Genomic DNA, 12,275 nt, shown 5'->3' with positions numbered 1-12,275 from the left:
GGGGGTCACATCATAACTAAAAACGTTATGTTTCAGGCTCTTAGTAACCGAATAAACGGTGGGCGCAGAAGCAACTCCTTCGGAAATAAGCCGAAATTGCTGTAAAACACAACAAGGAACAAGTTGATGTTGCACAGTACCTACTTGGTCACAAAAATTTGAAGAGCAATTTTCGTAAATTCCTTCTTATTTCTCGGAGTTAAACACTTCTGCCCCAACCTCTTTTTCTAATTATTTTCTACTATAATTTGCTACATCAGCGACCATACTATCAACAAAGATATTTAAATCGATAACCTCTGTTTCTTTGCTTCCGTAACGACGGATATTGACTGTTGCATCATCCATTTCTTTATCTCCAACTACGATTTGATAAGGAATTTTTTGCGTTTGAGATGCTCGAATCTTATAACCCATTTTTTCATTGCGGTCATCTACTTCGATACGTAATCCTTGTTCTTGTAAACGTTTTTTCACTTCATACGCATAATCAGAATGTGCTTCAACAGATACTGGAATAATAGTTGCTTGAATCGGTGCTAACCAAGTTGGGAAAGCGCCTTTGTATACTTCAGTTAGGTATGCTACGAAACGTTCCATCGTCGAAACAATCCCTCTGTGGATAACTAACGGACGATGTGTATTTTCGCCATCTTCTCCTACATAAGTCAAATCAAAACGTTCTGGTAATAATGCATCGATTTGAATTGTAGACAGTGTTTCTTCCATCCCTAAAGCCGTTTTTACTTGAACATCCAGTTTAGGACCGTAAAAGGCTGCTTCACCTTCTGCTTCAAAATAATCGATCCCTGCTTCATCTGCCGCTTCTTTGATCATTGTTTGAGATCTTTCCCACATTGCATCATCATCAAAGTATTTTTCTTTGTTATTCGGGTCTCTTAAACTTAAACGGAAACGATAATCTGTCACATCAAAGTCAGCGTAAACTTCTACCATTAACTTCAAAGTGCGTAAGAACTCTTCTTTGATTTGATCTGGACGAACAAATGTATGCCCATCATTCAACGTCATTTCACGTACACGTTGTAACCCAGATAACGCCCCAGATTTTTCATAACGGTGCATCATACCAAGTTCTGCAATTCTAATCGGCAGTTCACGGTAGCTGTGGATATCATTTTTATAAACCATCATGTGATGTGGACAGTTCATTGGACGAAGAACTAACATTTCGCCATCTCCCATATCCATCGGTGGAAACATATCTTCATGATAGTGATCCCAGTGACCAGATCGCTTATAAAACTCAACATTCGCCATGATAGGTGTATACACATGTTGATAACCTAAGCTAATTTCTTTATCTGTAATATAACGTTCAATAGTGCGGCGGATGGTTGCGCCTTTTGGCAACCAGAATGGTAAACCCGAACCAACATCTGGATTAAGCATGAATAAATCAAGCTCTTTTCCTAATTTACGATGATCACGTTCTTTGGCTTCTTCACGCATCTTGATAAATTCTTTTAAATCTTTTTTATCGAAGAAGGCTGTTCCGTAAATACGTTGCATCATTTGGTTATTGGAATTTCCTCTCCAATACGCACCAGCAACTGATAATAATTGGAATACTTGAATACGTCCAGTTGAAGGCACATGGACACCACGACATAAATCAACAAAGTCGCCTTGATCATAAACAGTGATGACTTCCTCTTCTGGAAGCTCTGAAATCAATTCAACTTTATATGGATCATCCGCAAATAATTCTAACGCTTCGCTTTTAGAAACAATTTTGCGGACAATTGGATTATTCTCTTTGACGATTTTCATCATTTCAGCTTCAATTGCTGGCAAATCTTCTGCTGTAATAGGATTTTCACCATTATCTGTATCATAATAGAAACCAGAATCAATCGCTGGACCGACACCAAATTTGATTTTCGGGAATAAACGACGTAGTGCATTGGCCATTAAGTGGGCTGAAGAATGACGTAAAATTCCAAGGGCATCCTCGTGATCTGGCGTTACAATTTCGATTGACCCGTCTTCTTCAATCGGGCGAACTAAATCTATTAATGTACCATTGAATTTACCTGCTAATGCTTTTTTAGCTAAACTGTTACTGATGCTTTTAGCAATGTCCAATGTTGATGAACCAGTCTCAAATTCTTTGACTGCGCCATCTGGAAAAGTAATGTTGATTGACATTTTTGTTTCCTCCAATTTTTTTATCATTGATTATGAGAACCTTAGACTTTCCAACAATATCAATTCACTTGAGCAAAAAAATAAGTCCTAGTAGCTGATAAAATTATCAGCTACTAGGACGAAAAATCGTGGTTCCACCTATTTTTAAACACAGCAAACAGCCATGTTCCTCAAGCGTGTTAACGGTACGACCGCCTTTGTTTCGACAAAGGTTGGAAAAAGTGGTCATTCCTTGTGCGGGTCTGGAAAATTTTCAGCCGAGATTTTCCTCTCTAAAAGACTGCTTGCAAGTTCAGTTGTCTTTCTCATCAATCATTTATGTGTTAATTTAAACACTTCTTTAACTAAAAAGCAAGCATTTATTAAAAATGATTACTTTTTCCATTTTCCGCCTTGTGCGTAGCGATCTTTTTTCATCTCATTGACAATAACATGGATATTCTCTTGAGGAGCACCTGTATTTTTTGATACAACTTCTGTGATTTCTTTGACCATATTTGTCAGTTGTTCTTCACTGCGACCTTCAACCAGTTCGACATGAATAAATGGCATAACGTTTCCTCCGTTCAGTTTTTCTAGATACTACAATAATAACATGTTCTACTATAAATTTATGATTATTTTTCAGCATTCAAACAAAACATCGAGGCAGATTGTTTCATAACAGTTCTCAACATGATAAAGCATCCCTCTAGAAACTAACGTAAAACTTATCTCTTCCAGCTGTTCTTTTAACACAGTTTGTGAAAATCTGTTATGGACTTTCTCATGACTAATTTTTTCATTTTTATCAAAAGCACTAATCGAAAAGTGTCCTTTTGGTGGATAAACAAATATGTTCTTTTTAATCTATCTGTGATTTCTAAACCAATTAATCCACTACTACAACCATAATTTAGTACGATTTTATCTGTGGTCGCTCCTGATGCTACTTTGACTTCTCTTGTGATAATCTTGGCTAGCTCTAATTGTTTCAGTGAATCATACGCCCGTTCTCTTTTCTTTTTGCTAGTAAAAAGAAGCCCAAATTGGGCTTCTTTTAATAGTTCTTAAACGGGTTCACCATAATCGACTGGTTTATCAAATTCACCTGGTGCATCGTCATATATATGTCCATAAACGATTACCGGCATTCCAGCATACGCACCGTTGAAGATTTGCGCCACTGCGTCTCCAGGTGTATTGATACAACCATTACTCCCGAAGTTTGTTTTGTAGGCTTCTTTGTTTCCGAAATATTCTGCTTTGTAATCTGCATCATGAATTCCGATTTGAGTCACCACACCACCGAAACTCTTCAATGGCATCCAATATTTTACTGGTACACTGTATTTTGATCCATCCAGCATTTCGCCTTCTAATTTTGTATCCGTATCTTTGTATAAAATCGTGTGGAATCCAGGAACAGTCGCAGTTCCTTTATTATAACGACCAGTGATTACGTCTGTTTCGACAACTTTTACGCCGCCTTTGAAGAAATACATTTTTTGATCATTTAAATCAATCTCAACATAATCTTTATCAACTGTTGACGACTGATTGACATCGCCATCAATTGGTACAGTGATTGTCTCAGTATCTTTGTCACTATTGATTGCTTGCACAATCAAATCTCTTGTTTGCGGCATATTGATATCCCAGCCGTAACTGCCATTGTTTTTATATTTGGTGGTAACACCATGAACATTTTTAAAAATAATTGGTTGGAAAATCGAGCCATATTTTTGGTTTGTTTGCTCTACCCAAGCATAAACCTTATTTTGATCAACCTCACCTTTTGTATCCATAAATGACTGTAACTCTTCTTTTGTGAGAGCCAACTTTTCGCCATTAATATCAAGCGTGATCGCTTTGTTTTCTTTTTTCGACAATACAGCTAATCTCTCCTGTAGACCTTTGTCCTCTTTTGTCAATGTTGGTTTTTGATAAAACTCTTTCACATCATAAACGTAACTACCCTTGTTCGCATCAACATCTGTTAACACTTGGTTCATCAATGCTTCTTTATCCACAACCGTTCCAACTTGTTCTGGTATGATTTGATAGTTGCCATCCACTTTTTCGATCCGAGCATCTTGACTTGGAGTTCCTTCTTCGAAGGTAAGTTCGTTTAATTTATTTTTTAGTTCTGATTTGTAATTTTCATTGATTGGTAATTTAATTGAACGATCCCCAATATTTTGTTTTAAATACTCTTCTGTAATTTCATATTTTTCAGGTAATGTAATTTTTTCTTCTTTATCATTTACTTTGATGACAACAGATTCAGCTTTATTCAGTTCTTCTAGCTTCTTTTTCGCATCTTTTGTGTTTAGCAAGCTGATATCAACACCATTTGCCTTCGCACTGATAAAGAAATGTGATTGAAAGTAGACTAACCCGCCAGTAAATATCAATGCCAAAAAAATCAGCAAACCGACTACTGGGACTAACCATTTCTTCGTTTTATTATGTGAGTGATTATTGTTTTGAGGTGCCCTTGTATTTTTTTCTGAGCGGCTAACTGTTTCTTCGTTTTCCATTGAGCTATCTTCCTTTTTTATGATTTATATGCTTCCTTTGATTTTATGCTTTTCCCTGTTTTTGAAATAAAATAAAAGGAAGTAACTCTTCCTTAAATTGTCTAAAATTTTTATTAGTGCTTTTATTTTAAAGCTAGTTTAGTTAAATTCCTCTCATTCTTCAATTAATTTGCTTACATATGAGAAAAAATTCATATTTTTATGTATAAACGTTTAAATTTCAACTATTTCTACTAAACAGGAAACCACAACCATCAAAGTTCGATACAGTGCACTTATCATTCTACCACACATTAGGTAGAGGAAAAAAGACTATTTGGCATTATCTTTAGGGAAATTCTAATTTAATTACAATAAACTTTAAAAACGAACTCAAACCTTGTCTATTTTGTCGAAAAATCCCTTTAATTTAAGAACTTACATTAAAATTTGCTGTATACTCCAAGACTTTCTCTGCTGTTCTTTGATCATATTCCAAGCCATATTTTTGTGAAAATAGCTGGGCGTTATAATCAAATTGTTTTTGTAATGAGACCAAAGCGGACCAAGCCGCATGAATACTAGAAAAATCCATTGTTTTTAGAACAGCATCGTATTGTTCCTCCGTCAAATAATCAGGCAAATATTTATCATTTTTCCCAACACTAAACTGATACCCTTGTTCTGCCCCAACTTGCCAAGAAAGCAACCGTAAAAGTTCTTTTCGACAGTTTTCATTTAAATGGTCCGCCGCATAAAACAATTCATTCCGACACAACCCTTTGACCACATAAGTACTGACCCACCAGAACTCATTACAACAATCAAAAAATTCTGCCTGACTTGGAGGTTTGACCCAGTACTCTTGATCCGTCGCTTCTGGTAAGTTTGGCAACAATTGATGTTTATCCAACAAAATTTCAGCTAAACAATCTCCTTCGTTCCAAGTTTCTGCTTGCTCTTTTGGACACAAAGTAAGGTCGATTCGATTCCCATCTTCAAATAGCATCAAATAAGTATATCTTCCATTTTTAGTTGGCGAAAACAACACCATATCTTCTGGTGTCTGCATAATTAAACGTGTACCAAATCGATCGATCCACGACTGGTCTTTAAGAAAGCTATCCACAGATTCTACAATATAAACAATATCATAATCTTGAAATAGATCTTTTAGCACATTTTTGTTGGTTCGAGAACCGTTCATTCCAACAGCTAGCACTCTAGAATCATCTTTTGCAGTATCTAAAATCAAGGTAAACATTTCTTCTTCAGTTCGCATAGTTGCCTCCATTATTATGGTTTACAAAGAGTATAAGCTATTTTTACTCACTCTGTTATACTTTCTCTTGAAATCGTTAAAAAAACTTTAAATCAATGTTCGAATTCACTATTTTCACTGATTATCTAATACACTGGACAAGAAAGGGTGTGGTGTTATGAAATGGGTGAAACGAATGATGTTGATTATTATAGGCTTAGGAATTACATATACTGCTCTTGTTCTTTTCCTTATTTTAAGTGGAACAAAAGAGCAACCAACAGCAACGCCAGATACTGTGCTTATTTTAGGTGCACAAGTAAGAGGTACATCAAAAGATCATGCTTATCCAAGTACGGTTTTAAAAGAACGATTAGACGCAGCAGTCCCTTATCTAAAAGAGCATCCAGCGGCAACTGCTATTGTTTGTGGAGGTAAGGGATCTGACGAGCCTGACAGCGAGGCCAACGTAATGGCGGAATATTTAAGAGCGAACGGAATTTCACAAAAACAAATTTTAACTGAAGATACCTCTACACGTACTAAAGAAAACATCCAAAATGCTCAAAAGAAACAAGCGCTAGGGAATACCGTTATTGTTACAAGCGACTTTCATATGTATCGCTCAAAACTATTAGCAAAGCGTTTGGGTATTTCTGAAATCAGCGGACTACCAGCAGTTTCTAAATCTTCTGCTCGATTTAAAACATATGTTAGAGAAATCGTTGCTTTAGGATATGGTTTACTTTTTGATCATTAAGTTTCAAGACATTTATTTGCTCTCGTTGTCTTTTTGTACCCGTCATATATTTAAAAAAATTCAAATTGCTCTCTTCTTCTGAGATGGCTGAAAAAATTTGACTTATAAGTTCCTAGATCAATCTTCATCATTCTGGTTGATTTAGGAGTTTTTTCATTCCTCTGATTTCCCCTGTCCGTACTTCATTTTTTGATTAAAATAATAAATAATCCCTGAGATTATTGCTAGAATTATTACTCTAATTACAACAATGAATCTCCATAAAAATTGATGGCAGTCGCATTGTATTTTTTTGCTTCTTTTTCCTTTATTTCAAATTTTTTTCCTAAATCCAATTTTTATATCCGTTTTTCGTTCCACAGTGACAACTCTTTCTAACTAGTGACTATTTAGTCGTTTCAAAAATAATTATATGAGAATATACTAGTTTAAAAATAATATAAGATAAAACCAGTAATCACTTGAACACTTTTTTTACCTAAAATATATTATTCATAACAATATTCTCAATTTTTTATGTATAATTCGAAATATTTGAGAATTTAAAACAAAAATGGTATTATACATTTGTTCTTAGTTTTTTCATATTGTGTTTCCCTTCATATAGTGTGTGTATGAAGGGTTTATTTTTAGTTTAACTGAACGCGTATATCATACATTCATAAGTTCAAACAACTCGTTAAATATTGTTGGTTTGAACCTAAGTTCTATTCATAAAACCATCAAAGCAACCTGACCTTTTCATTATACTTCTTTGACGCTTGCTAAAAGAGTGCAAGAAGTACGAAGTAGCTGTAAAAAGAAGCCCTTACCGATGTTTTCTTCACTCAACAACGGTAAGGGCTTCTTTTACATTATATTTTGATTGTTCCATAATTTAGTCTCAATTGTTCAACTTTCCCCATCACTGATACTATCGGAGGTTCACTTTGTTCTGTTTCATAAAAGTTCATAGACATTACGGCTATTTCATTTGCAAATACTTCTATTGAAGATGTATCTCTAAATATTTCTAACACAAGTCTATCATTTAGTAAAGGAACACTTGCCGTACGCTTTGTTAATTGCTCTGTTTCATTCCCTGAGATTGTTAAACCAAAGCTATCACGACTAATAGATAAATAGTCAGTATTAGGATCGTAAATCAGTTCAATAGAAGACTCCTTCGTTCTAAGAACCTTTATTGTTAATGTTTTAGTTTGTCTCAAAATTCCACTAAACTCAATATAGAATTGCTTCGCGTCATTATCATCTAGTTCAACGGATGAATCCTCTAGTTTTTCTTTTATAATAGTTTTTTTATCCACAATCAATTCATATATTGTATTAATTGGTTGTTGAATTAATTTTTTATTGACCACATGAAGTTCACGTGGCAACGTCATAGCCCCTGCCCAGAAATGTCCTAAATCATTTGTCGGCATGTTACGTCCCCACATCTGCATCCAAGCAACCATGATCCGCCGGCCTTGGTCATCTACACAAGTTTGAGGGGCGTAAAAATCTAGGCCAAAATCAATCTCATGGTGATTTTCTACAATAAAACGGCCCGTTAACCAATCTACTTCACCTATAAAAGCTACTGTCGAGTTGATATTTTCATATAAATTATCTTTTTTCTTCATTTCAATCGGAGAAATCAACAAGACATCTTTTCCATCCAAATGAAATAAGTCTGGACATTCCCACATGATCCCTTGATCTCGTTTTCCTGTTAGCAATACAGAAGTAAATTTCCAAAGGAATAGATCTTCCGATTGAAATAATAAAATTTGTCCTCGTTGATCCGTTGTTTTTGAAGCAATGACACTGTAATAGATTCCATTGCGTTTCTCTATTTTAGGATCACGAAAATCTTCAATTGGCGCGATCCCCTTAATATGTTGATCCGAAATCACAGGATTTCCAGAAAATTTTTCAAAATGGATACCGTCATCTGATACTGCAATACACTGAACTTCTCGTTTGATTCCTTCACGTTCGTAATGGCCAGTGTACATTAAAAAGAGTTTTCCATCTTTTTCAATGGCACTTCCTGAAAAACACCCATCTAAATCATATTCTTCACTAGGCGCTAGTGCTACGGGTAGCTCTTGCCAATGTATCAAGTCTTTTGATTTAGCATGTCCCCAGTGCATTGGCCCCCAAACACTATCGTATGGATAATATTGATAAAACAAATGATACTCACCTTTGTAATAGACAAATCCATTTGGATCATTCATCCAACCGACAGGGGCCATCAAATGATAGCCTTGGCGATAAATATCATTGATTGTCTCTTTATTTTCTTCAATAAATTGATTTGCTTGTTCGAGTTTTTCTTTCATTCTATCTCTCCTATTTAATTCCTGTACCAGAACCGCCCAACCCTTGTAGGATATATTTTTGGGCGACAACGTAGATGATAATTAGAGGAATCGTCGAAATTGTTAAAACTGCCATAACTTGATTAATATACACAGGTTGTGTCGTGTTAATCGTCGTAATAGCCACTTGCATAGAAAATTTACTCTTATCTGTTAATACCATTAATGGCCAAATATAGTCATTCCAACTTCCAATAAAGGATAAAACCCCAACGGTAGCTACCGCTGGTTTTGACATTGGCAACATAATTGAGAAAAAGATTTTAACGATACTTGCACCATCGATTTTAGCAGATTCTATGATTTCTTCCGGTATTGCAATAAAGAAATTTCTAAATAAATAGATATTAAATGCACTAGCCATAGCTGGTAAAATCACCGCAATACGACTATTAACTAACCCTAATGTATTTACAATTGTAAACTGAGGAATCAGTACTGTTTCCATTGGGATAATCAAAAGTGCTAACAAGAATCCGAAAATCACTTTTTTTCCTGTAAAATTGATTTTTGCAAAAGCAAAACCTGCTAATGAATTGACAATAATCGATCCTCCAGCAAAAGTGATGCCATAAAAAATACTATTTAGTAAGTATGTCCAAATGCTGAATCGTTCAATAACTTCTTGATAGGTTTTAAACCAGTTTGCAGGATTTAGACTAGGTAAAAAAGCTTTAAAAGAAGAAAGGTTTGTGTAGACTTCTGCATTTGATTTCATAGCAGAAACAATCATCCAAAGCATTGGAAAAATAAAAAGTGCCGCTAAAATAAACAATAAAATATATTCAAAAATCATCAGTGGCCCAACCTTTTTTTTCATTCGTCTTTGTCCTCCTTAATTAATTTTCTTTGACCGATCGTAATCAAACCAATCATGGTTGTAAAAATCAACGCTATTGAACTAGAGTAACCGACCATTCGATCGGTGAAGCCTGTCTGGTAAATATAATAAACCATGGTCATTGTAGAATTCATTGGTCCACCTTGGGTCATAACCATTGGCTGAACAATCAACTTAAACGCTGAGATAAGCGTTGTTAATAAGACAAAGATGGCTGTTGGCTTTAATAAAGGCAGTGTTATATAACGAAATTGTTGAAATTTTGTGAAACCATCCATTTCAGCGGCTTCATAGACATCTTGCGGGATATTCTGCATACCGCCTAAAAACAGAAGCATTTGATAACCTGCCCCTTGCCAAGCAGAAACAAAAACAATCGTGTACATTGCCTGTTTAGGACTCGTTAAAAATGGTTGAGCTGAAATACCTACTTTCATTAATAATGAATTGATAAGCCCTTCATTTGGATTTAATAAATACAGCCACAAAATAGAAATAACAACCAAAGACATAACTACTGGCGCGAAAAATGCTACTTTAAATAATAAATTTCCTTTTCTTTTTTTGTTGATAATCAGAGCCATCCCTAATGCTGCTCCCAATTGAACTGGGATGATCCAAATAACAAACTTAGCTGTATTAACCATACTCTTGATAAAAATTGGATCGTTAAATAATTGTTTAAAGTTGTCTAACCCAATGAATTGACGATTGCCTGGTGTCAATAGATAATAGTCTGTAAAAGCGTAGTAGGCAACCATTCCCACTGGAATCAAAAGAAAAATCGTCAATAAAATAAGTGCTGGTGCTAAAAAACTATATCCTACTAAATTTTCCTTGAGTGTCGGTTTACGATTCATTCCGTTTCCTCCTTTATCGCTTCAACATTCTATCAATAACTTGCTGCATTTCTTCTGCGTGAACATCCACTATTTTTTGCACATCTGGATTTTCTTTATAATAACTAGCATCTTGAATTGATTGCTGAAATGCGCGGGAAACTTGTGGATACGCTACTACAACAGGACGCGCATGACCTGATTTTTGGTTTTGTTCCATTAGAAAGCGCATTTCCTTGGACACATCATTTTTGATCAATTCGATTGTTGATTTTCTAATAGGTAAAACACTATTCCCCAAACTCATGATTTTACTTGATTCTGTATTGGTGACATACTTTATAAATGTAGCCGATGCTTCTTTTTCTTCTGTTTTAGAAGACATTGCAACTTGCCAACTACCTGTTGGAGAAACTAATTTTTTCGTTTTATCAGATACAGGATACGGTAAAATACCATATTCAAGGCCTTTGTAATTTTCATTTAAATCAGCTATCGTCCATGATCCACTTAGAAGCATTGGATATTTTCCAGTTTCAAACCCCTTTTCAATTGGGGTATTGGTTGTATATCCTTTTTTCACTAAATCCTGAATAAATTGAATTGCCTCTGCACTTTTGGGATCATTAAAATACCCTAATGCTTCCGTACCCGCTTGATTTACAACTTCTCCTCCGTTTGACCAAATAAATGGCGTGTATGCATAGGTAAGCATTTCATCTTTGGATGCTAATTGAATATTTATTGCTGGTGACTCATATTTATTCACTAATTTTTGGCAAACCTCCTGAAATTCATTCCAAGTCCAAGGTTTATCTAAAGTTGGCAGGGACTCCTCTTTGATGCCAGCCTTTCTAAATAATTTCTTGTTGTAATAAATACCAACACTAGACTCAGAAAAACCAAATGCATAAAATTTCTTATTATAAGTTCCTTGTTGAATGATACTATCAAGTACATCATCCATATTTGCATCATCTAGATAATCATCTAAAGGTTCAATTACACCAGCGTTAGCATATGCTGCCGTATTTGGGCCATCCAGAGTGAGGACATCTGGCAAACTACTCGTTGTGATTGCAGCATTCACCTTGTCTTCATAGCCACCACCACTACCGCTTCTTGGAATATATTCAGTAATGGCATTATATTTACCCTGGTATTCTTGATTAAAATTATCCACAATTTTCTGCCAAGCTTTCCCTTCAGGCGTTTCATCCGAAAACTGAACCCAAATTTTTATGTCCCCTTCATTTTTCATTTGATTCTCAGATTTTTTTGAAACGTTTCCACATCCAGAAAAAATAAATAAAACGGCAACGACTACTGCTATGAGCTGGTAAAAATACTTCTTCATTTATCTAATCCCCCGAATCTGAAACGTTTCCATTTTATCCTAAAATCAACAATGGAAACGTTTCATTAATTGATAAAAAAAGGATACCATTGAAAACGTTTTCTGTCAACTGCATTTTAACTAGTATCCACTTCTAAATTTCAGATAAAAACAATAGTGTCTAGAATGAAGTAAG

Annotated in this window: 9 protein-coding genes and 1 pseudogene; 1 reads left to right on the top strand and 9 read right to left on the bottom strand. The window is 35.1% G+C overall.

Annotated features, from left to right (window positions below; translation table 11 throughout):
* Positions 1–32: 32 nt before the first annotated feature.
* The 5 genes and pseudogenes from AC1PU0_RS03930 to AC1PU0_RS03910 form a co-directional block, all read right to left on the bottom strand.
* Positions 33–218, bottom strand: a pseudogene (locus AC1PU0_RS03930) (hypothetical protein).
* A gap of 13 nt (positions 219–231) precedes the next feature.
* Positions 232–2,172, bottom strand: coding sequence for a threonine--tRNA ligase (gene thrS, locus AC1PU0_RS03925; protein ID WP_206849372.1), 1,941 nt, complete (start codon positions 2,170–2,172; stop codon positions 232–234).
* A gap of 372 nt (positions 2,173–2,544) precedes the next feature.
* Positions 2,545–2,724 carry a 2-hydroxymuconate tautomerase gene (locus AC1PU0_RS03920; RefSeq protein ID WP_069653337.1) on the bottom strand — a complete coding sequence of 60 codons (180 nt, stop codon included), beginning with the start codon at positions 2,722–2,724 and terminating at the stop codon, positions 2,545–2,547.
* Positions 2,725–3,221: 497 nt separating this feature from the next.
* Positions 3,222–4,694 (bottom strand): L,D-transpeptidase family protein, encoded by a 1,473-nt coding sequence (locus AC1PU0_RS03915; RefSeq protein ID WP_069653335.1) that lies wholly within the window; start codon positions 4,692–4,694, stop codon positions 3,222–3,224.
* Positions 4,695–5,103: 409 nt separating this feature from the next.
* Positions 5,104–5,955 carry an aminoglycoside 6-adenylyltransferase gene (locus tag AC1PU0_RS03910; RefSeq protein ID WP_479998744.1) on the bottom strand — a complete coding sequence of 284 codons (852 nt, stop codon included), beginning with the start codon at positions 5,953–5,955 and terminating at the stop codon, positions 5,104–5,106.
* A gap of 157 nt (positions 5,956–6,112) precedes the next feature.
* Here AC1PU0_RS03910 and AC1PU0_RS03905 point away from each other — a divergent pair, with 157 nt between their 5' ends.
* Complete coding sequence (locus AC1PU0_RS03905; protein ID WP_206849374.1) at positions 6,113–6,694, top strand: YdcF family protein; 582 nt, start codon at positions 6,113–6,115, stop codon at positions 6,692–6,694.
* Positions 6,695–7,548: 854 nt separating this feature from the next.
* On the opposite strand, the gene AC1PU0_RS03900 is transcribed toward AC1PU0_RS03905, so the two are convergent.
* The 4 genes from AC1PU0_RS03900 to AC1PU0_RS03885 are packed head-to-tail and all read right to left on the bottom strand — an operon-like array spanning position 7,549 to position 12,100.
* The gene (locus tag AC1PU0_RS03900) at positions 7,549–9,024 is read right to left on the bottom strand and encodes a glycoside hydrolase family 32 protein (RefSeq protein WP_206849375.1); all 1,476 of its coding nucleotides are present in this window, start codon (positions 9,022–9,024) and stop codon (positions 7,549–7,551) included.
* 10 nt (positions 9,025–9,034) lie between these two features.
* Positions 9,035–9,883 (bottom strand): carbohydrate ABC transporter permease, encoded by an 849-nt coding sequence (locus AC1PU0_RS03895; protein WP_206838339.1) that lies wholly within the window; start codon positions 9,881–9,883, stop codon positions 9,035–9,037.
* The gene (locus AC1PU0_RS03890) at positions 9,880–10,764 is read right to left on the bottom strand and encodes a carbohydrate ABC transporter permease (protein ID WP_069653330.1); all 885 of its coding nucleotides are present in this window, start codon (positions 10,762–10,764) and stop codon (positions 9,880–9,882) included. Before AC1PU0_RS03890 ends, AC1PU0_RS03895 begins: the two co-directional genes overlap by 4 nt.
* Before the next feature lie 13 nt (positions 10,765–10,777).
* Complete coding sequence (locus AC1PU0_RS03885) at positions 10,778–12,100, bottom strand: ABC transporter substrate-binding protein (RefSeq protein WP_206849377.1); 1,323 nt, start codon at positions 12,098–12,100, stop codon at positions 10,778–10,780.
* Between the last annotated feature and the right edge of the window lie 175 nt (positions 12,101–12,275).

This window comes from Enterococcus sp. XAF26B05_ASV22, assembly GCF_056727285.1.
The sequence above is the reverse complement of the archived record's forward strand: the minus strand, read 5'-3'. Positions and strand labels throughout refer to the sequence as shown.

Bases quoted from the DNA above. Each gene is read 5' to 3' on its own strand.
- AC1PU0_RS03905 (WP_206849374.1), top strand. From the start codon at position 6,113: ATGAAATGGGTGAAACGAATGATGTTGATTATTATAGGCTTAGGAATT.
- AC1PU0_RS03895 (WP_206838339.1), bottom strand. From the start codon at position 9,883: ATGAAAAAAAAGGTTGGGCCACTGATGATTTTTGAATATATTTTATTG.
- AC1PU0_RS03920 (WP_069653337.1), bottom strand. From the start codon at position 2,724: ATGCCATTTATTCATGTCGAACTGGTTGAAGGTCGCAGTGAAGAACAA.
- AC1PU0_RS03900 (WP_206849375.1), bottom strand. From the start codon at position 9,024: ATGAAAGAAAAACTCGAACAAGCAAATCAATTTATTGAAGAAAATAAA.
- thrS (WP_206849372.1), bottom strand. From the start codon at position 2,172: ATGTCAATCAACATTACTTTTCCAGATGGCGCAGTCAAAGAATTTGAG.
- AC1PU0_RS03885 (WP_206849377.1), bottom strand. From the start codon at position 12,100: ATGAAGAAGTATTTTTACCAGCTCATAGCAGTAGTCGTTGCCGTTTTA.
- AC1PU0_RS03890 (WP_069653330.1), bottom strand. From the start codon at position 10,764: ATGAATCGTAAACCGACACTCAAGGAAAATTTAGTAGGATATAGTTTT.
- AC1PU0_RS03915 (WP_069653335.1), bottom strand. From the start codon at position 4,694: ATGGAAAACGAAGAAACAGTTAGCCGCTCAGAAAAAAATACAAGGGCA.
- AC1PU0_RS03910 (WP_479998744.1), bottom strand. From the start codon at position 5,955: ATGCGAACTGAAGAAGAAATGTTTACCTTGATTTTAGATACTGCAAAA.